The sequence below is a fragment of the Virgisporangium aliadipatigenens genome, assembly GCF_016863615.1.
Taxonomy (GTDB): Bacteria; Actinomycetota; Actinomycetes; order Mycobacteriales; family Micromonosporaceae; genus Virgisporangium; species Virgisporangium aliadipatigenens.
Genome location: NZ_BOPF01000010.1, coordinates 1 through 20,334 on the forward strand (window position 1 = coordinate 1; position 20,334 = coordinate 20,334).

18 protein-coding genes are annotated in these 20,334 nt (G+C 72.0%); 6 read left to right on the plus strand and 12 right to left on the minus strand.

What is annotated here, in order from left to right:
* Window positions 1-118: 118 nt before the first annotated feature.
* On the plus strand, window positions 119-280 hold the full coding sequence (locus Val02_RS15795) for a hypothetical protein (RefSeq protein WP_203899832.1): 162 nt from the start codon (window positions 119-121) through the stop codon (window positions 278-280).
* A gap of 24 nt (window positions 281-304) precedes the next feature.
* On the opposite strand, the gene Val02_RS15800 is transcribed toward Val02_RS15795, so the two are convergent.
* Window positions 305-865, minus strand: a complete 561-nt coding sequence (locus Val02_RS15800) for a hypothetical protein (RefSeq protein WP_203899833.1) — start codon at window positions 863-865, stop codon at window positions 305-307.
* 131 nt (window positions 866-996) lie between these two features.
* Between Val02_RS15800 and Val02_RS15805 the strand changes: the two genes are divergently transcribed.
* Window positions 997-1,623 (plus strand): SRPBCC family protein, encoded by a 627-nt coding sequence (locus tag Val02_RS15805; RefSeq protein ID WP_203899834.1) that lies wholly within the window; start codon window positions 997-999, stop codon window positions 1,621-1,623.
* On the opposite strand, the gene Val02_RS15810 is transcribed toward Val02_RS15805, so the two are convergent.
* A complete protein-coding gene (locus Val02_RS15810; RefSeq protein ID WP_203899835.1) occupies window positions 1,608-2,399 on the minus strand; it encodes a helix-turn-helix domain-containing protein in 792 nt (263 codons plus the stop codon). The genes Val02_RS15805 and Val02_RS15810 overlap by 16 nt on opposite strands.
* An 88-nt stretch (window positions 2,400-2,487) precedes the next feature.
* Between Val02_RS15810 and Val02_RS15815 the strand changes: the two genes are divergently transcribed.
* Window positions 2,488-2,871, plus strand: a complete 384-nt coding sequence (locus Val02_RS15815; protein ID WP_203899836.1) for a hypothetical protein — start codon at window positions 2,488-2,490, stop codon at window positions 2,869-2,871.
* On the opposite strand, the gene Val02_RS15820 is transcribed toward Val02_RS15815, so the two are convergent.
* The 10 genes from Val02_RS15820 to Val02_RS15865 form a co-directional block, all read right to left on the minus strand.
* Window positions 2,857-3,531 (minus strand): 4'-phosphopantetheinyl transferase family protein, encoded by a 675-nt coding sequence (locus Val02_RS15820; RefSeq protein ID WP_203899837.1) that lies wholly within the window; start codon window positions 3,529-3,531, stop codon window positions 2,857-2,859. The genes Val02_RS15815 and Val02_RS15820 overlap by 15 nt on opposite strands.
* A 9-nt stretch (window positions 3,532-3,540) precedes the next feature.
* A complete protein-coding gene (locus Val02_RS15825; RefSeq protein WP_203899838.1) occupies window positions 3,541-4,935 on the minus strand; it encodes a cation:dicarboxylate symporter family transporter in 1,395 nt (464 codons plus the stop codon).
* 67 nt (window positions 4,936-5,002) lie between these two features.
* Window positions 5,003-6,484 carry a TIGR03560 family F420-dependent LLM class oxidoreductase gene (locus Val02_RS15830; protein ID WP_203899839.1) on the minus strand — a complete coding sequence of 494 codons (1,482 nt, stop codon included), beginning with the start codon at window positions 6,482-6,484 and terminating at the stop codon, window positions 5,003-5,005.
* A gap of 142 nt (window positions 6,485-6,626) precedes the next feature.
* On the minus strand, window positions 6,627-7,256 hold the full coding sequence (locus Val02_RS15835; protein ID WP_203899840.1) for a TetR/AcrR family transcriptional regulator: 630 nt from the start codon (window positions 7,254-7,256) through the stop codon (window positions 6,627-6,629).
* Window positions 7,257-7,267: 11 nt separating this feature from the next.
* Entirely contained in the window at window positions 7,268-8,437 is a 1,170-nt protein-coding gene (locus tag Val02_RS15840) for an acyl-CoA dehydrogenase family protein (protein WP_203899841.1), read from the minus strand.
* A 93-nt stretch (window positions 8,438-8,530) separates the two neighbouring features.
* Window positions 8,531-9,499, minus strand: coding sequence for a TAXI family TRAP transporter solute-binding subunit (locus Val02_RS15845; protein ID WP_203899842.1), 969 nt, complete (start codon window positions 9,497-9,499; stop codon window positions 8,531-8,533).
* Window positions 9,496-9,903 (minus strand): roadblock/LC7 domain-containing protein, encoded by a 408-nt coding sequence (locus tag Val02_RS15850; RefSeq protein WP_203899843.1) that lies wholly within the window; start codon window positions 9,901-9,903, stop codon window positions 9,496-9,498. Before Val02_RS15850 ends, Val02_RS15845 begins: the two co-directional genes overlap by 4 nt.
* A gap of 30 nt (window positions 9,904-9,933) precedes the next feature.
* Window positions 9,934-12,480: a sensor histidine kinase gene (locus Val02_RS15855; protein ID WP_203899844.1), complete on the minus strand. Its 2,547-nt coding sequence runs from the start codon at window positions 12,478-12,480 to the stop codon at window positions 9,934-9,936.
* Window positions 12,481-12,573: 93 nt separating this feature from the next.
* Window positions 12,574-13,572 (minus strand): TAXI family TRAP transporter solute-binding subunit, encoded by a 999-nt coding sequence (locus Val02_RS15860; protein WP_203899845.1) that lies wholly within the window; start codon window positions 13,570-13,572, stop codon window positions 12,574-12,576.
* On the minus strand, window positions 13,569-15,728 hold the full coding sequence (locus Val02_RS15865; protein WP_239152974.1) for a TRAP transporter permease: 2,160 nt from the start codon (window positions 15,726-15,728) through the stop codon (window positions 13,569-13,571). The genes Val02_RS15860 and Val02_RS15865 overlap by 4 nt, the downstream gene beginning before the upstream one ends.
* 289 nt (window positions 15,729-16,017) lie before the next feature.
* On the opposite strand from Val02_RS15865, the gene Val02_RS15870 reads away from it, so the two are divergent.
* From Val02_RS15870 to Val02_RS15880, 3 genes are all read left to right on the plus strand, one after another.
* Window positions 16,018-17,466, plus strand: coding sequence for a hypothetical protein (locus Val02_RS15870; protein ID WP_239152975.1), 1,449 nt, complete (start codon window positions 16,018-16,020; stop codon window positions 17,464-17,466).
* Window positions 17,467-17,505: 39 nt separating this feature from the next.
* Entirely contained in the window at window positions 17,506-19,287 is a 1,782-nt protein-coding gene (locus Val02_RS15875) for a serine/threonine-protein kinase (protein WP_203899846.1), read from the plus strand.
* 225 nt (window positions 19,288-19,512) lie between these two features.
* Window positions 19,513-20,334, plus strand: coding sequence for a helix-turn-helix transcriptional regulator (locus tag Val02_RS15880; RefSeq protein WP_203899847.1), 822 nt, complete (start codon window positions 19,513-19,515; stop codon window positions 20,332-20,334).

The following is a 20,334-nucleotide window of genomic DNA, read 5'->3' on the forward strand; positions in this document are numbered from 1 at the left end:
CTCCCGGCCGCACCGCTCCGGGTCGATCCGCTTCGCATGATCGACCCCTCCGCTGCCACGTCCGCGTCCACTCCGACTGCCGGGTTGGACCGCAGGTGTCGCGGGTACGTCGGGGCTTATGACGCAAGAGCAGGCGCCGCGGACCCAGGATCCGGGCGATCCGATCAGCGGCGATCCGGATCGGGTTGCCTCGGCTGAGGACAAGGAGCCGGGTGGTTCGGCCGATCCGAATCGCAAGGCCGACACCACACGTGAGGCGGCCGTGGAGCCGCCCGACTGAATGGTGCCGGCTCCAAGCCAAGCCTTACAGCATGCAGCCGACGCGGGCGTGGGGGCCGGCGGCCTTGCTCATGGAGGCGACCCGGCCGCGGTCGAGGATGCGGCAGTTGATGCCGTCCTCGTCGGTGGAGAGGCGGCGCGCGCTGAGGCTCATGCCGTTCCCCCGGTCGGTGAAGGTCTTGCGCCAGGGGAGGGCGACGTCCGGGTCCTCGCCGGCCTGCCCGTCGGGCCCGATCCAGCGGAGGCTGACGTGGCCGGCGCCGGTGACCTCGTAGGTGATCGTGCCGCCGGCGGGGGTGGTCTCCTGGTGGCGGGCGGGGGAGGCGGGTGCCCGGCGGAGGCTCGCGGCGGATGCGGCGGCAGCGGCGCGGGCGGCAGGCGTCGAGGGGGCGGTGGGTGCGGGGGAGCCGGACGGGCTCGCCGCGGGCGAGGGGTACCCGCTCGCGAGCGCCGCCGCGGACTCGGTGCCGCCGCTGTCCAGGTGCCGGGTCACGACGGCGACGCCGGTGAGCAGCGCCAGGACAGCGACGACGGCCACGATGATGTCGACCGGGACGCGCCGGCGGGGTGTGGCATCGAGGTTCACGCGGTGCACCTTTATGTGGTGGTTCGGACCGGTCCATCGTGGCGGAGCCACCCCGCTCGATGTCCGTTTTTTCCGATTCCGACACTCGGAAGTGTTGCTAATTCAGTGGCGGCTTATATAAGGTGGGCGCCATGGTCGATGTGAAGTACGAGATCAACGCCGTCAGCCGGCAGGTCGGCACGCGCACGCTCGACGCCGGCGAGGCCCGGGTCGGGACCCTCATCCGCACCTACAACGCGGAGCCGGAGGACGTGTGGGAGGCGATCACCACCCCCGAACGGCTGGCCCGCTGGTTCGCCCCCGTCTCCGGTGAGCTGCGCGAGGGTGGGCAGTACGCGATCAAGGGCAACGCCTCCGGCACCGTCCAGCGCTGCGAACCGCCGCGCGGCTTCGACGCCACGTGGGAGTTCGGCGGCGAGGTGAGCTGGATCGAGGTGCGCCTCAGCGAGGTGCCCGGCGGCACCCGGGTCGAACTGCAGCACATCGCCCACGTCGACGACGAACGCTGGCTCCAATACGGGCCGGGCGCCACCGGCGTCGGTTGGGACCTGGGTTTCCTCGGGCTGAGCCTGCACCTGTCCGACCCGGCGGCGCGGGACGCGTTCGACGAGGAGGCGTGGGCCGCCTCGGACGAGGGCAAGGAGTACGTGACCCTGAGCGGCGAACGCTGGTACGACGCCAGCGTCGCCGCCGGCACACCCGAGGCGGACGCGCGGGCGGCGGCGGACCGGACCACGGCGTTCTACACGGGCGCCTGATCCCGCAGCACCTTCGCGGTCTCCTCGTCGGCCGGGTAGAACGCCTCGATCGCCAGCTCCGACACCGTCACGTCCAGCGGCGCGCCGAACGTCGCCACGATGCTGACGAAGCGCAGTTCGCGGCCGTCGTGCCGGTAGACCAGCGGCACGGCCACCTCCGTCCCGGGGTCGGGTTCCTCCGCGGACTCGCCCCCGGGGTAGGCGGCCACCTCCTCGTACAGCGCGGAGATCGCCGGATCGGCCGTCCCGGCCACGTGCCGGCGCAGCCGGTCGAGCAGGTGCCGGCGCCACTGCGGCAGGTTGACGATGCGGGGCGCCATGCCCTCCGGGTGCAGGCTGACCCGCAGGGTGTTCACCGGCGGCCGCAGCAGATGTGGCGCGACCGTGGACAGGAACAGTCCCGCGCTGGCGTTCGCGTCGAGCAGGTCGCCGCGGACGTTGTGCACCACCGCCGGGTAGGGCTCGTGGCCCTTGAGCACCTGCCGGACGGCCGCCGCGACCGGCGCCAGCGGGGGCGAGTCGAGCCCGCCCTCCCGGAACGCCGGCGCATACCCGGCCGCCAGCAGCAGGTGGTTGCGGTCGCGCAGCGGGACGTCGAGGCGTTCGGCCAGGTGCAGGACCATCTCGCGGCTCGGGCGGGAGCGGCCGGTCTCGACGAAGCTCAGGTGCCGGGTCGACACGTCGGCCTCGATCGCCAGTTCGAGCTGGCTGAGGCGGCGGCGTTCGCGCCAGGCGCGGAGCTGGGTCCCCACCGGGCTGGACAACGATGCGGTCACCGCACCGACGGTAGCGATCCCGCTGCCCCGCGGCCATTACTCCCGAGGTAATCGACGTGGTGCACCCCGGGCGGCCACAGTTTCGGCCATGAATGACACATTGATCCGGCTGGCCCTACGACTCGACGCTCTCGCCTCCGGCGGTGTCGGACTGGCGCTGCTGCTCGCGGCGCCGGTTCTCGACGGGCCGCTGGGACTCTCGGCCGGGACCCAGCGCGTGCTGGGGCTCTTTCTGGCGCTCTGGGCACCGCTGTTGCTGGCGCTCGCGGGTCGGCCGTCGATCCGGCCCGGCCCGGTGTGGGCGGTGCTGGTGGTCAACGTGCTGTGGGTCCTGGAGACCGTGGTGGCCCTGGTCGCCGGGGTCTTTCCGCTCACCGGCCTCGGGGTGGCGTTCATGATCGTGCAGGCGGTCACGGTGCTCGTCCTGGTCGAGCTGCAGTGGATCGGGCTGCGGCGGCTACAGCAGGTCTGACGCCGGGCGTTCGCGCACCCGTGGCGGGGCGGTGGACAGGACGGCCAGCGCCGCGGCGTAGCCCGGGTCGGGGGCCAGGTCGCGGAGCTGTGCCGCCAGGCCGGGGCGGTCCGGGTAGGCGATGAGCGCCGGCTCCGTGTCGGGCGCGCTGACGTGCAGGCGGTGCAGGCCGAGGGTGATGCCGTCGCCGGTGGCCTTCACCGTGGCCTCCTTACGGGTCCAGTAGCGGAAGAACCCGGCGAGGTCGGTGGCGCGTTCGGACGGGTGCAGCACGGTCGGGGCCAGTGCCGCCACGTCCACGTCGTGGACCTGTTCGACGTCGACGCCGACCGGTCCCGCGGCGGTCAGCGCCACCGCGATCCGGTCGCCGGAGTGCGAGACCGAGGCGTGCAGGCCGGTGCCGGGCAGCGTCGGCTTGCCGTGCGGCAGCGGGCAGGTGGGGCAGTGGCGTTCGATCCGGACGGCGGTCGGTGCCGTGCCGGTCGCGGCCCCGGCCGCCAGGCGAAGGACCGCCGTCCCGAGCAGTCGCCGGACCCGGTCGGCGGGGCGGCGCAGCTGCTCGACCCGGGCCTTCTCGGCCGGGTCGAGCAGCGTCGCGAGCGCGTCGTGGGGGGCCTCCGGGGTGGCCCACCAGACGGTGCAGGTATCGGCGTCGATCACCGCCTCACACTATGCGGTGCGGTCCGGCTCCCGCTGTGCCGCGACGGCCGGAACCGGGGCGGTGTCGGGCTTCTCGCCGACCTCGACCGGCGCCCCGTGGTCGTCCTCGTCGAGCATGGTCGCCTCGTCGAACGGGTCCTCGCCGGCCAGCACCCGGTGCGCCTTCTCCCGGTCGAACTCGTTTGACCAGGTGCCCACGAGGAGCGTGGCGACCGCGTTGCCGGCGAAGTTCGTCAGGGCACGCGCCTCGGACATGAACCGGTCGATGCCGACGATGAGGCCGACGCCCTCGACGAGTTCGGGGCGGTGCGACTGGAGCCCGCCGGCGAGGGTGGCGAGGCCCGCACCCGTGACGCCGGCCGCGCCCTTCGACGCCACGATCATGAACAGCAGCAGCCCGATCTGGTTGCCGAGCGAGAGCGGCTTGTCGAGCGCGTCGGCGATGAACAGCGAGGCCATCGTCAGGTAGATGGCGGTGCCGTCGAGGTTGAACGAGTAGCCGGTCGGCACGGTGATGCCGACGACGCCCCGGGAGACGCCGATGTGTTCCATCTTCGCGATGAGGCGCGGCAGCGCGGACTCCGACGACGACGTGGAGACGATCAGCAGGAACTCCCGCGCCAGGTACTTCAGCACCAGGAACAGGTTGAGCCCGGTGACCATGCGCAGCAGCGCGAACAGGATCACGAACACGAAGATCGCGCAGGTCAGGTAGAACGCCGCCATGATCTGCAGCAGGCCGATGACGGCGTCCCAGCCGGTGGCGCCCACGACGTTGGCGATGGCGCCGAAGGCACCGATCGGAGCCACCCACATGATCATCGCCAGGATGCGGAACACCAGCCGCTGGATGTGCCCGATACCCCGCAGGATCGGCTCGCCCGCCCGCCCCATCGCCTGCACCGCGAACCCGGTCAGCAGCGCCACCAGCAGCGTCTGGAGCACCTGGCCGCTGGTCAGCGAGGAGACGAGCGTGGTCGGGATGATCCCGAGCAGGAAGTCGGCGGTGCCGGTCTTCGGTGCGGCCGGGGCCTTGCCGGTGATGTCCAGGCCGGTGCCGGGGTGCAGGATGTTGCCGACCACGAGGCCGATGATCAGCGCGATCGTGGACATGACCAGGAAGTAGCCGAGCGCGAGCCCACCCACCTTGCCGACCCGGGCGGCCTGGCGGACCGAACCGATGCCGAGCACGATCGTGCAGAAGATGATCGGACTGATCATCATCTTGATCAGCGCGATGAACCCGTCGCCGAGCGGCTTCAACTCGACGGCGAACTTCGGCGCGACGAGGCCGACGACCACGCCGAGCACGACCGCCACGATGACGGCGATGTACAGCCAATGTGTCCGGTCGCGACGGCGCGGCGGGGCCGGGGACTCCGGCGTGGCGGCGGTGGGAGACATGGAGGTTTCTCCTGTTCACTGAACCTGGGGTATTGAATGCCATCCCTACCGTGACCGGCATCACGCGTCAACGGAAGGCGTTGATCACTGCGCTGAACGGCACCACCTGATCGGACGAACGCAACGCGGGCAATCGAACCGTCACCTCTGCGACGCCTTCGTCCGCCAGTTCCCGGAATCGTCCTATGTGGTCGTTCACGGTGCCGGCGTTGACGTCGGCGGCGAAGCGGGCCGCGCTCGTCCGGCGGGGACGGAGGCGTTCGATCTCACGGGCGAGCGTCGCGTCGTCCGGTGCCACGAGAGCCGTCGACAGGTGGGTGAGCGCCACCTCCGCCGGGTCGCGGCCGGCCGCTTCGCAGTGTTCGCGCAGCACGCGTGCCTTGCGCCGCACCGTTTCCCGGTCGCCGAAGACGTTCGCCGCGTCGGCGTAGCGGGCCGCGAGGCGCAGGGTCCGCTTCTCCCCGGAGCCGCCGACGATCAGCGGCACGCGTTCCTGCACCGGTCTCGGGTAGCACAGCGCCTCGGGCACCTCCAACGCCCGCCCGGAGAACGCCGGCGCGCCCTTGCCCCAGATCAGCGGCAGCACCCGCAGCGCATCCTCCAGCAGCGCGTACCGGTCGCCGACCGGCGGGAACTCCCAGCCGTACGCCTTGTGCTCGGCCGCGAACCAGGCCAGCCCGAGCCCGCACACCGCCCGCCCGGCGCTGAGCACGTCCAGGGTGGCGACGATCTTGCCGAGGTGCGCGACGTTGCGGTAGGTGACGCCGCTGACCAGGGTGCCCAGGCGCACGCGTGACGTGCCGGCCGCGAGCCACGCGAGGGTCGTCCAGCTCTCCAGGAAGTCCTCGAACGGCCGGCCGATCTGCGGGATCTGGCGGAAGTGGTCCATCACGTAGATCGCGTCGAAGCCGACCTCCTCCGCGGCGTTCGCGATGTCCCGCAGCGCCTCCGGTGCCGGCCGGTCGAACCCGAACTCGCCGATGTGCAGCCCGAAGCGCAGGCCGGTCGGGGTGTCCCGCTGGCGCCGCGCCGACTCGTTCGCCGAGACGAACGCCCGGGGCACGACGCGTACCGGCCGTTCGGTCAGGACCCGGTCGAAGCCCTCGCCGGCCAGCCCATCGCGGATCGCCGGCCAGGCGCGCAGCTGCGCGGTGAGCACCTCGGCGGGGATGCGCCGGTCGCGGGCCCGGTTGCGTTCGCGGCACTGCGCGGCCGGCGTGTCGAACGCGACCGCCACGCACGGCAGCCCCCGCCGCCGCGCCGCCGCGAGCCACCCCGCCCGCCGCTCCCGATCCGTACCGAGCGTGTCCACGACGGTCGTCAACCCCCGCGCGATCCGTTTCGCGACCACCATTTCCAGCAGCTCGAACGCATCCGCACTGGCCGCCAGATCGTCGGGGCCCGTCCCGACGGCCGCCCGCAGCGCGTCACTCGACACGACGGCCGCGGCCGGAAAGTGCGCGGCCGCCCAGGAGGACTTTCCCGACGCGCCCGGGCCGACGAGCACGACGACACAGGGATCCGGCAGGTGCACCGCTTCGACCGACATCAGGCCAGTGTCGCCCGGACCGCGAGGCGACTGTACGCGGACGCGGCAGCGGAGCGGTCGATCACGCCGAAGGCGGATCGACCCGGAGCGGTGCGGCGGGAGCAGCGGTCGCGCCCCCGACGGACCGTCGCAATGAAGCTCTTTACGCTTTGAGCTCTTGGAATTTGATCTCGAGGCCCGCAACGATCGCGGAGAGCCCCATCTCGAACGCGCCCTCATCCACCTTTTCGCCGTGCTCGCGCAGCCGGTGCGCGCCCGACAGCGTCGGGTACTGCTGCGCGTAGACGGCCGGGTCGTCCGGGAACCCCTGGGCGAACGACCCCAGCGCCGACCCGGCCACGAAGTAGCGCATCATCGCGCCGATGTGCGTCGCCTCGCGCGGCGGCCAGCCGGCGTCGACCAGCGCCCCGTAGACCGCTGCCGCGAGCCGCAGCGCGGCCGGACGGCGGGCCGGCCCGTGCGCCAGGAACGGCACCGCGTGCGGATGCGCCGCGAGCGCCGCCCGGTACGCCCGGGCCCACCGGGTGAGCGCCTCCGGCCACGGCGCCTGCCCGAACATGCTGAGATCCACCTCGGCGATGATGGCGTCGGCCGCCGCGTCGAGGATCTCCTCCTTCGTCGCGAAGTGGTTGTACAGCGACGGCGCGCGAACGTTGAGCTCCTGGGCGAGCCGTCGGGTGGAGAGCGCGTCGAGCCCGTCGGCGTCGATGATCGCGATGGCCCGTTCGACGATGCGTCCCCGGTCGAGCAGGGGAAGGCGAGGTCTGGCCATGGCGTCACACCCTACGCGAGGTGGCCGCCGACCGAGGTGTAGCCCCGGAGCAGGTCGCGCGAGATGATCAGCCGCTGCATCTCGTCGCTGCCCTCGTAGATGCGCAGCAGGCGCACCTGGCGGTACCAGCGTTCGATCGGCAGCTCGCGCGTGTAGCCCATGCCGCCGTGGATCTGCAGGACCTTGTCGACCACGTCGTTGACCATGTTGGCGCCGTACAGCTTGGCGATCGAGGAGGCGTGGCGCGGGTCGCGGCCCTGGTCGACGGTCCAGGCGGCGTGCAGGACCAGCCAGCGCGCGGCCTCCAGTTCGACCTCCGCGTCGGCGATCATCCACTGGATGGCCTGGCGTTCCGACAGCGGCTTGCCGAACGTGACCCGCGAGCGGGCGTGGTCGATGGCCATCTGCAGGGTGCGTTCGGCGATGCCGAGGGCGCCCGACGGGATGATGTAGCGGCCCCGGCCGATCCACTGCATGCCGAGCGTGAACCCCTGGCCGACCTCGCCGAGCACGTTGCGCGCGGGGACCCGCACGTCCTCGAAGACCAGCGACGCCGGCCCGCCCTCGCCCATCGTCTGGATGAACTCCGACTTCCAGCCCATCGACCGGTCGACCAGGAACGCCGTCGAGCCCTCGTGCGCCTTCTTGTCCCGGTCGGTGCGCGCGACGACGATGGCGAAGTCCGCGTCGTTGCCGTTGGTGATGAACGTCTTCTCGCCGGAGAGCACCCAGTCCTCGCCGTCGCGGCGGGCGGTCATCCGGATGGCCGAGGGGTCGGAGCCCGCACCCGGTTCGGTGATGGCGAAGCAGGAGATCCGGTCACCGGCGATGGTGGGGATCAGGTACTCGCGCTTCTGCTCCTCGTTGGCGTAGTACAGGATGTTGTCGGCCTCGCCACCGAAGCGGAACGGCACGAAGGTGCGCCCGAGCTCGGTCCACACGAGCGACTGCGTGACGGCCGGCAGCGCCATCCCGCCGTACTCCTCGGGGGTGCCGAGCCCCCAGAAGCCGAACGTCTTCGCCTTCTGCTGGAGGGTGCGCAGCTCGTCGCGGGTGAATCCGGGCTCGCCGCGGCGTTCCCGGCGGAGCACCTCGTCCTCCAGCGGCATCACCTCGCGGGTGATGAACGCGCGCGCCGTCTCACGGATGGCCTGCTGCTCGTCGGTGAGGGAGAAGTCCACGGGGTGCCTCCGGGATGGGGTGGGCGGGCGAGCCGACGTAAAACTATCAGTGGTAGTTTCCGTCGTACAAGCGCCCGCCCGCGGCCCCTCCCGTCAGGCCTTGCCCAGGTAACGCGCCGCGCCCGGGTGCAGCGGCACCGGGTCCGTGTCCGGGCCCGAGGTCCGGTCGTAGTTGCCGGCCTCCGGGTGCACCTCGATCAGCTCCTGCTGGCGCTCGTAGAGGATCTTCGTCAGGTCGTAGGCCAGGTTCTCCGGCATCGACTGGTCCACCACCAGCAGGATCGACACGCAGATCGACGCGACCGGCGTCAGCTGGTCGTAGACGCCCTTCTCGATCTGGCCGACGCTGTACGCCGACCCGTACTGCTGGCGCAGCGGCTCCAGCACCTCGTCCGACTTCACCAGCTCGAACTTCGCCTTGTCCGGGCCCGTCAACAGGTCGGTGATACCCGGCGTCGGCAGGCCACCGGAGAAGAACATCGCATCCGTCGTGCCGGCCTTCATGCCCTTCGTCGTCTCCGGCAGCGACAGCCGCTGCCGCGTCATGCCGGTGTCCGGGTCCACCCCCGCCGCCTTGAGCAGCCGGCCGGCGAGCACGTCCGTACCGGAGTTCGGCGAACTCGTCGAGACCTTCTTGCCGGCCAGGTCCTTCAACGACTTGATGCCGAGCCCGGTGCGCGCCACGACGTGCGTGTAGTTGCGGTAGACCCGCGACAGCGCGCGGATCTGCTGCGGCTTGTCCTTGAAGGCGTTCTGGCCGCGGAACGCGTCGGCGGCGCTGTCGGCCAGCGTGAACGCCACGTCCATGTCGCCCGAGGTGACCCGCTGGATGTTCTCGCCGGAGGCGCCGGTCGGCTCGGCACGCGCCGAGTAGCCCGGCAGGTGGCGTTCGATCACGTCGGCCAGGCCGCCGCCGAGCTGGTAGAACACGCCCGTGGTGTTACCCGTCGCGATGAACAGCCGCCCGTCGTGCCACCGCTTCGGCGTGTCCGGCGACGAGCACGCCGCCAGCGCACCCAGTGTGCCGATGGTGAGGAACGAGCGTCGTCCCAGTCTGGTCATCGCACTCCCGCCCGTGTCGCCGGTTCCAACGCATCCGCCACGCGATGCACGAGCATCGCTGTCTCGTAACCCACCTGGCCCAGGTCGCAGCCGGGTGCCCCGAGCACGCCGACCAGGGCGCGGTTGCCCACGGCCATGATCAGCATCACGCCGCCGTCCATGTCGACGATGGTCTGGCGCACCAGTCCCGTCGACAGGCAGCGCGCCGCACCGGAGGTGAGGCTCGCCAGACCGCTGATCACCGCCGCCAGCTGGTCGGCGAGGTCCGCGGAGAGATCCTGGGAGGTCGCCAGGCGAAGGCCGTCGCCGGAGACCGTCAGCGCCTGGACGGCGTCCGGCACCTGCTGGACGAACTGCGTCATCAGCCAGTCGAGCGGGCCGGTGCCGTTGTTGTGAGGCTGCATATCAGTGGTCCTTCGGTGCGGGAGGTGTACTTATCGGTTGCCGCTGCGACGCTGCGCGGCGGTGACGCCTTCGGAGAGCGCGGACAGCCGCGCCCGCACGGAGTTCGGGTCGATGAGGCCGGACGTGGGAGCACCGGGCTGCACGGCCGCCGCGGGCTCCGGCGGCGCCGCCGGATCGGCCGACGGGTCGTACGCCGAGCCGGGCCGCCGCTTGGGCAGCAGGCCGTCCGGCTGCTGCGGTGGAACGGCCGGCGCGACCGGCACCGGGCCGAGCGGGGTACGCCCCGGCCCCGTCTGAACGGCCGGGATCTGCTGCGTCTGATCGTTCGGCTGCGCGGAGACGGACACCGGCGTCCGCCGGCCCGCACCGATCTCCGCCGGCCGTGGCGGCTCCGGCAGCGAACCCGGGAAGCCGTTGCCCCGCCCCGGATCCGTCACCATGCCGTTGCCCCGCGCGGCACCGGCGCCGACCGGGCTCGCCGCGGCGACCTCCGCCTGACGCGACCGCACGAACGGCCGGATCTCCAACGTCGGCGGCCCCGCCGCCAGCGACACCTCCGGCAGCTGCTGCTGCGGCGCCGGCGGGCGCTGCGCCTCGGCCGACAGCGCGCGGGGCAGGCCGTCGCCGCCGGCCAGGGCGGTACGCGGCAGGTACACGTAGGCGACGGTGCCGTCACCGGTGGCCATCAGCTCCACCTGGAACCCGTGCCGGGCGGCCAGGCGGGAGACCACGTGCAGGCCCATCGTGCCGGCCGCGGCACTGGACAGCGCCGCCGGGCGGGCCAGCCGCGCGTTGATCTGGTCCAACCGGCCGGGCGAGATACCCACACCCCGGTCGTGCACCCGGACCGTCACGCCGTCCAGGGTGCGCCGCGCGTCGACGTACACCTGCGTCTCCGGCGGCGAGAAGTTCGTGGCGTTCTCCAGCAACTCCGCCAGCAGGTGCATGAGGTCGCCGATGACCGCGCTGGACAGCTGCACCTGCTCGACGTTCACCTGGACGCGGGCGTAGTGCTCGATCTCACCGGCCGCGGCCGTCACGACCACGCCCAGCGGGTACTCGCCGGTGGCGCCGCGGCTCGGCTCACCGCCCGCGAGGACCAGCAGGTTCTCGCCGTTGCGGCGCATGCGCGCGGCCAGGTGGTCCAGGGAGAACAGGCGCGCCAGCTCGGCGGGGTCGGTCTCGGTGCGCTCGAACTCGTCCAGCAGCCGCAGCTGGCGTTCGACCAGGGTGCGGATGCGGCGGGCGAGCACCTCGGCCATGCGGGACAGGTCCACGCGCAGTTCGGCCTGCTCGGCGGCGAGGCGCAGCGCGGCGCGGTGCACCGTGACGAACGCCTCCGCCACCTCACCGACCTCGTCGCCGTCGGACGACAGCCGCTGGGTGAGCACCTGGGCAGCGCTCTCCCGGACGACGTTCTCCGGCTTGGCGCCGAGGGAGACGGCGTTGATGGCGTTCGGCAGTTCGTGGCGCGCCACCGTGAACGCCGCCGCGCGCAGCCGGCGCAGACGGCGCGAGATGCGCACCGCGAGATAGGTCGCCACGGAGAGCACCAGCACGGCGACGGCCGCGGTGAGCGCTCCCGTCGCGATGGCCGTGCGGGTGGTGGCCGTCGCCGTGTTGTCGGCCTCCTCGTCGAGGCTGTCCGACAGGGTGAGGCTCAGCTGGTTGAGGCGGCGGATCGTATTACTCTGCGCCACGTACCAGGCGTCGGCGTCCTTCTTCACCGCATCGCCGTCGGGGGTGGTGCTCTCCAGGACGCCGAGGATCAGCTTGTCGGCGTTCTCGACGTCGCTGCCGGAGATCAGCCGCTGGTACGCCTCGCGCGAGGGGCCGCTGGCGACCCGGGTGAAGTCCGCCTCGCGCTGGTCCCGGGCGCCGTGCAGGAGGGCCAGTTGGGCCTGCTCGCCGTTCTGCAGGCTCTTGCGGCCGAACACGGCGCGCAGGAGGTCGCGTTCGAGCGAGGCGAGCTGCTCGATACCCACGATGGTGGCGACCTCACGCGCGGCGGCGGCGAGGTCGGGGTCCAGGATCTGCGGCGCGAGCGCGTCGGCGACGGCCAGCAGGCTGGTGGTGATGTCCCGGTACACCACGGCGGCGCGGGCCTGCTCGGTGGCGGTACGGGCGTTGTTCAGGCTGTTGAGTTGCGCCTCGGCGGCGTCGAGCGCGGCGCGCAGCTCCGGGGCGGCGGTCCGGGTGTCGGCCGCGCTGTCGCGGAAGTCCTTCATCGCCTGGTCGACCCGGCTCCGCTGCGCGGAAACCAGCTTCTCACCGGACTTGCCGCCACGGTCTTTCAGCGCGGCGGCCTCGGCGTTCTCGCGTTCGAGCTCGTGCACCAGCCGGGCCGTGGCGGTGGCCGTCCCGGCGAGGACCCGGGCGCGGGCCGCGTCGGTGGCGGCTCCGATCGCCTCGCGGGTCTGCACGACGCCCAGCGCTACGAACGCCAGCAGCGCGACGATGATGGGGGTGAGCAACTGCGTGCGCACCGACCACAGTTGTCCCCGTCCGCCCGGCCGATAGCGGTGACCGGTGACGGAGGCGTCCACCGTGGTGCGGGGACCGGACGCGAGCGCCATTGTCTCTCCAGGTGATTCGGTGCGTCCCGGGCCGGTGGTGTGAAAGGATTCACGGCCACCGGCCCGGGACGATTCAGCTGAGCCCGGAACGTGCTACTTGCCGAGTGCGTACGCCGAGCCGCGGTGCAGCTGCACCGGGGTGGTGTTGCCGGCGATCGCCTTGTCGATGCCCTCGGCCGCCTTGTTCACCTTGACGAGTTCGGCCTTCTTGTCCAGCAGGGTCTTCGTCAGGGCGCAGGCGATGTTGGGGTCGATGTCATCCTTGACCAGCAGGACGTTCGGCACCACGATGCTCTGCGCGTCGGCCGTCTGCTTGTAGGTCGCCGCAGGAATCTTACCGGCCGAGTAGGCCGGGCTGATCTCCTGGAGCTTCGGCAGGAGCGGCGTCGGGTCGATGAACTTCGCGCCGTCCTTCAGCGAGGTGAACAGATCGGTGATGCCGCCGGTCGGCAGGCCGCCGGACCAGAAGAAGCCGTCGATCGTGCCGTCCTTCATGCCGTCGACCGTCTTGGTCAGGTCCAGCCGCTGGGGGCTGATGTCCTTCTCCGGGTCGAGGCCGGCGGCCTTGAGCATGCGCAGCGCGATGACCTCGGTGCCGGACTTGGCCGAACCGACGGAGATCCGCTTGCCCTTCATGTCGGCGACCGAGTTGATGTTGGCCCCCGAGCGCACGATGACGTGCGTGTAGTTGTCGTAGATGCGCGCGAGCGCCTTCACCGGCTGCGGGCTGGTGAACGACTCCTTGCCGTTCACGGCGTCCGACGCGGTGTCGATCAGCGAGAACGCGACCTGGTGGGTTCCGGCCACCAGGAGCTGGATGTTCTGCACCGACGCGCCGGTCTCGGCGGCCGTGGCGGTGATCTTCTTGCCGGTGGCCTCACCGATCTGCGTCGCGTAGGCGTTGCCGAGCGCGAAGTAGACGCCGGTCTGGTTGCCCGTCGCGATGCTCAGCCGGGTGTCGGCCGGCGGCTCGCAGGTGATCGGGGCATCCGCGCTGCCGGCCGTCGTGTCGGCATCCTTGCGGCCACCACAGCCGCCGGTGGCCGCGACAGCGACCACCAGCGCCACGGCACCGAGCAAGGTCTTTCTCATGAGAGTTCTCCTTCGGGGGTCGCGACGCCACGCCGGCGCCGCACAAAAACGAGGAACGTGGCGAGGAGCGCCACCCCGACGCCGACGGCCGTGCTGACCGGGCTGAGCCAGAGCAGCAGCACGCCCGCGACGGCGGCGACGATCCGTTCGGGTGTGCCCGCCCGGCCGATGCCGGGGATCCAGCCGCCGGTGGCCACGGCGAGTGCCGCGACGGAGACGGCGGAGGCGAGCAACGCGTAGACGATCTCGCCGGCGGGTCCGAGGCCGAGCAGCCCGTTTCCGGCGGGAGCGGCCACGAACGCGATGGGCACCGCGTAGGCGGGCAGCGCGTACCGCAGCGTCTGCCACATGGTGGGGACGATGCGCCCGCCCGTGACGGCCGCCGCGGCGACCGATGCGAGGGCGGTGGGGGGAGTGGCCTCGGACAGCACCGCGAAGTAGAAGACGAACATCGCGACGGCCGCCTCGGACGCCCCGAGGTCGAGCAGGGCGGGGCCGATGATGACCCAGCCGATGATGAACGACGCGGTCACCGGGACGGCCAGCCCGAGGAGGGTCAGCGCGATCGCGGCGAACAGTGCGGTGAACAACCGGACCAGGGTGGGGTCGTCGGCGAGCGCCTGGCCACCCTTGATCAGCAGGTTCGCGGCCTGCGGGCCGAGCCCGGTCTTGGTGGTGTTGACCGCGATGATGCCGGCCGCGGCGCAGACCGCCACCACCGGAAGCACGCTGCGCACGCCCTCGGCGAGGGACATCAGCACCTGCCGGACCGCGCTCAGGGCCGCCCGGCCCACGTTGCGGTCGTCGCCGCGGGAGAAGCGGACCAGTCCCTCGATGACCCAGCCGGCCAGCGCGAACAGCGTCGCGTACACCACCGCGCGGGTGGCCGTGAATCCGTACGCCAGCAGACCAATGATGATGAACAGCGAGAGGAAGTGGTACCCGAAGCGGGCCAGGAGCCGCAGCGGAGAGGGCGTGTCCAGCTCGACCGCCCTGGTCCCCGAGCGCCGCGCGTCGATCTCGACGGCCAGCAGGATGCCCAGGTAGTAGAGGACCGTGGGGATCGTCGCCCAGCCCAGCACCTTGAGGTACGAGACCCCGAGGTACTCCGCGATGATGAACGCCGCCGCGCCGAGCGTGGGCGGCGAGAGGATCGCGCCGACGCCGGCCGCGGCGAGCATGCCGCCCGCGCGTTCGGCGGGGTAGCCGGCCTTCTTCAGGATCGGCCAGGTGACGGCGCCGATGCTCACCGTCGTCGCGGCACCCGATCCGGAGACCGTGCCGAGGAGGAAGCCGGCCGAGACGGCGGTGCGCCCGGGCGCGCTGCGCGAGCCGCGGAACGCCGCGACGGACAGGTCCACGAAGAACTTGCCGGCGCCGGCGAGTTGCAGCACCCCGCCGTAGATCGTGAACAGCACGATGTACGTGGCGGCCACGTCGAGCGGGGTGCCGTAGAAGCCGCTGCCCGAGTTGTACAGCCCGTCGATGATCTCCGACATGTCCATGCCGGCGTGAGCGATGTCCCACGTCTGCGGGATGTACCCGCCGTAGTAGCCGTACGCGAGGAAGAGCAGGCACACCGCGGGCAGGATCCAGCCGGTGGTCCGGCGGCAGGCCTCCAGGACGAGGAGGAGCAGGATGCCGCCCATGACGACGTCGGCCGGCGCGAGCAGGCCCTGACGATCAAGGAAAGCGTTGTATCCTCCGCCCTCATCCGCGCCGAACGAGATCGGCAGCACTGGATAAAGGCAGGTCACGAGTGCCAAAAGAGCCAGGACCCAGTCCCACGCCCGGGGTCGGCCGTCGACGCGGTCGGCTCCGATCGGCTTGGCACGCCCCGGCAAACGGAACTCGATGGAATAACACAGGAAAATCAGCGGCAGGACCGTTGCCAGGAAAAGTATCAAGTAATACTGGCTGCCCTGCGCCAAAGGTCTGAACAATTGCCAAAGAGCGAACAGTCCGGAGCTGATCGCACCGATGGTGACAAGGATCGCGGGTATGCCGGTGAGGACCCGGCCCGGCTTCTCCTCGTCGTCGACGACGATCTCCGGCGGCGTGCCGAACTCGCTGATGGTGTGGTCGTGTGTGCTTGGTTGTACGGGTTCGTCCGCCGCCGCGGGGAGGCCGTTCCGGTCGTCCTCCCGGAGGCTCACAGGAACCTCGGATGTGTTGCCCGATCGCGATTCTGGTTGAGCAGCACCGCTCGCGGAATCAACGGCATCCGAGCCGTCAATTGGTGCGGCTGAATACACGACCGCGTACGATACCCGACAGAAGCGGGTCGCAGTAGCTGTTGCTTTGCGTCACGAAATCGGCAGTTTTCCCCGCGCGTCGTCACCGAGCGCAGATCATCTGTCACGGTTCGGTCTCGCCGTTGGTGATCTTAAGATCATGGTGCCCGACGCATCGAACCACCCCCCTGAAACTTTCGCAGGAGCCGCCGTGCCCGAGCCCACCGGAGTCGTCTTCCCTACGGTGCGTGGTGCCCGTAGCACGTCCGCGCTAGGTCGACGGATAGTAGCCGACGCCTTACGCGCGACCGATCCCGTCGGGGCCCGGGCCGCCGAGGGCGAGACCAACTGGCGCAACGACTATCTGGTGCATTTCCGGCGCCTGCTGGAGGCCGGACTGGACACCCCCGCGGCGGCCGTCGAGATCGCCCGCGCCGGTGTCGCATCCGTCCACGCAAATATGAAATACGTCGATGGAGATCGGGAAGTTCCCTTGGCGGAGGCCTTTCTCGCGCCGGAGGAAGGGGAGCCGCTCGGCACGGAGACCGTCGAGGGGACGGCCGCCGCCCAGCGCGGGCTCGTCGTGCCGTACCGCGGGCAGCGGCTGCGCGGCGACGACCTGTGCCGCCAGCTCGACACCTGGGTGAAGGCCGGCGTCATGGAGCCCGGCTGCGCGGCGGCCGTTCGGGCGGTCCACGACAATCCACAGTGGACAGACCTGGGCGACCGCAAGGTGGTGGTGCTCGGCGCGGGCGCCGAGATGGGTCCGCTGACCGCGCTGTTGCGCTGGGGCGCCGAGGTCGTCGCGGTCGACCTTCCCCGACAGGCCCTGTGGGAACGGGTGCTGACCACCGCGCGCCGCTACGCCGGCCGCGTGCACGTGCCCGTGCGTTCGGCCGGCGACGCCCCGCTGGAGCAGCGCGCCGGCGCCGACGTGCTGCACGAACTGCGCCGCGTGACGGCCTGGATCGACGGGTTCGACGGGCCGCTGGTGCTCGGCAACTACGTCTACGCCGACGGCGGCACCAACGTGCGGGTCTCCGCGGCGGTCGACGCGCTCACGGCGCGGCTGCTGGATCGCCGCGACGGACTGACGCTGGCGTTCCTCGCGACGCCGACGGACACCTTCGCCGTGCCGGCCGCGACGGTGGCGGAGTCCACCCGCCGGTACGTGGCGGCCCGGCGGCTGGCCCGGCCGGTCCGCTGGCTCAGCGCCGGGAACCTCCTGCGGCGCAACTACCCGCCGGAGGCCGATCCGGGGATCAACGACAGCCTCGTCCCGCAGCAGGGGCCCAACTACGCGCTGGCGAAACGCCTGCAGCGCTGGCGGGCCACCGCCGCACGCGCCGCGGGGATCCCGGTCTCCCTGCACGTCGCGCCGGCGACGCGCACCCGCAGCGTGACCCGCAACCGGGCGCTCGCGGCCGCGTACGCCGGCGCGCACCGGTTCGGGGTCGAGATCTTCGAACCGGCGACCAGCAACACGCTCATGGCCGCGCTCCTCGTGCACGACCTGCACGCGAGTCTGGCGCCGCGCGAGCACCCGTGGCTCGACGAGTCGTACACGGCCGCGCACGGCGGGTTGTGGACCTGTCCGTACGCGCCGCGCAGCGCGCTCGGCCTGGCCGCCCTGCTCGGGTGGGGCAGCGCGCGCGGGTAGCCCGCCGGAGTGCTCTGTTGATGTTTCCGCCCCGGTGAGATGGGTACGGCCTGGGTCATGCGGGCGCTCGGCGGTCGGTACCGACTGGAATCCCCGCTGGGCGCCGGTGGCATGGCGGCGGTCTGGCGCGGGCACGACGTCGTGCTCGGCCGTTCGGTCGCCGTCAAGCTGCTGACCCCGCGCCTCGCCGACCGCGCCTCCCGCGAGCGGATCCGGGCCGAGGCGAAGGTCGCCGCCCGACTCACCCACCCCAACGTCGCGGGGGTCTACGACTTCGGGGAGTCGCGCCGGGGCCGTCGCAAGATTCCCTACATCGTGATGGAACTGGTCGACGGGCCCACGCTCGCCGAGCGGCTGCGCGGCGGCACCCCGCACTGGCGCACCGCCGTGTGCATCGCCGCCGAGGTGGCCGCCGCGCTCGCCGCCGCCCACGCCCGCGGCGTCGTCCACCGGGACATCAAGCCGGGGAACGTCATGCTGGCGCGCACCGGCGTCAAGGTGGTCGACTTCGGGATCGCCGCCGCGGCCGGCGCCCTGGAGGACAACCACGGCCTGCTGCTGGGAACGCCCGCGTACGTGGCGCCGGAGCGGTTCGACGGCGAGTCCCTGCCGGCGACCGACGTGTACGCGCTCGGCGTCGTCCTGTACCAGTGCCTCGCGGGACGGCTCCCCTGGGCGGCGGAGACGGCGACGGAGTTCCTGACCGCGCACCGCGAACTGCCACCGCGTCCGCTGCCGCACATCGACGGCCTGCCCGCCGACGTCGTGGAACTGGTCGACCAGTGCCTGCGCAAGCCGCCCGAGGAACGCCCGTCGAGCCTCTACGCCGCACTGGTGCTGGCCGAGGCGGCCGGCGTCTCGCTGATCCTGCCGCAGGTGGGCGACGCCGACTCCGTGCTCGCCGCGCCGGCGCCCGGGCGTTCCACGGCCCGCGAGGAGACCCGGACGGCGGCGGTGCCGCTGGACGACCCGGACGACGCGACGGCCGGCTGGGTACCGCCGGCGCTGGAGCCCGAGACGGAGCCGGCCGCGCCGACACCCGTTCGCAGCGGTGGTGCGTACCCGCGGCGACGGCGGGCGTACGCGGCGTTCGGGGCGATGGGGGTGCTCGCGGCCGGGCTGGCCGTCACGGCGATGCAGTTCGGGCCGAGCGACGCGGCCGTGGTGCCCGCGACGGCCGGCCCGCGCCCGGCCGGGCACTGCGAGGCGCGCTTCAGCGGCGACTACGTGCCGGGCGGTTCGTTCACGGCCGACCTGGTGCTGGTGAACACCGGCGGCGCCACGCTGGACCGCTGGCAGTTGGACTTCGCGGTGCCGGACGGGCAGAAGGTGACCGACGCGCACGGGGCGAGCGTGGCGCAGGACGGCACGACCGTCCGGCTCACCGGTGAGGAACGCCTCGCCGCCGGTTCGCAGCTGACGCTCACCCTCGTCGGCACCTACGCGGACCGCCCGGTCGCGCCGAGCCGGTTCATGCTCGGCGGGGTGCCCTGCGAGCACACGAGTTCGGACCTGCGCGGCACGGCGCCGGGTGTGCCCGGCGGCAACGGCGGTGACACGGAGGAGGGCACCGACACCACCCGGAACGACTCCCGCACCGGCCCGCGCGGTAACGGCCCGCGATCGAACGGTGACGATGTGCCGGCGCCGGCCGCTCCGGTGCCGCCGGCGACGAGCCCGTCACCCGCGGCGCCGTCGCCCGAGCCGCCCGTCGAGCCGAGCCACCCCGGCCCACCTGCGACGGAGGAGCCGCCCGCTTCGTCGCCGACCGTGCCGGCCGATCCGGCTCCGGACGTTCCCGTGACGGATTCCCGTTTGTAGCCTTGGTGTCCGGCTCCGTAAACGTCCACAGTGGACAGTGATCGGACGGCAATTCCCTTGCGTTCGAATGCCTAAGGTATTCCTTAGGAAGCACTTGAGCCGGTAGCGTACGCGCGAAATTGCCGGTGAAGTTTCCTGGTCTGCCGACCTGTCGGCGGATTGACTCACACCGTGCGGCCGTCTCTTCGGTCGCCGTCCATACGTCCCCGACCCCCGGGAGAGACCATGGCCGTACCGGCCCGTTCGACGGGTCCGTACGACGTCTGCGTCGTCGTGGCCGACCCGCTGGCCCGGTTGGGTGTGCGCTACCTTCTCGTCGGCTCGCCCCGGGTGGCGTCCGTCAGCCTGTACCGCTCCGTGGCCGAGGTGCCGACCGCACGCGCCGCGTCGGCCGTTCTCGTGATCGTCGACCCGCCCGTCGAGGCGCTGGTCACCATCGCGTCCCGCTGGCGCACTCTCACGCTCCTGTCCGACGTGGCGCTGGCCCCCGTGGTCAACGTCATCCGCGCGGGCGTGCGCGGCGTGCTCGGCACCGAGACCGACCCGGCCGAGATGCGTTCCGCGCTCGACGTGGTCGCCACGGGCGGCATGTACCTCGGCCGTTCCGTCTCGCAGCTGCTCGCCCGCTCGACCGGTGGTGCCTCGGCGGTGCGCCGGGGGGCGCCGACCCGCGCCACCGGCACCGGCACGCCGCGACACAGCGGCGTCGTCGCCGCGCGCAAGCCAGTGACGGGCCGGCCGGTCTCCGTTCCGGCCCAGCCGCCGGCTCCCACCGGGCGCCAGACGGTCTTCCCGCCGGCGGCGGACGAGCAGAGCGCGCCGTGGCAGCGTTCGATGGCGCTGGCGCCGCGCGAGGTGCAGACGCTGCAGCTGATCGCGCGCGGGCTCACGCACGCCGCGGCGGCCCGCGAGCTGGGGCTCACCGAGGCGACGGTCAACACGTACGTGAAGCGGATCCGCTCCAAGCTGCACGTGGGAAACAAGGCGGAGCTGACCCGCCGGGCGATCGAGCTGGGCTACGTCCGCCCGCACTCCGCTGCCGGTTGA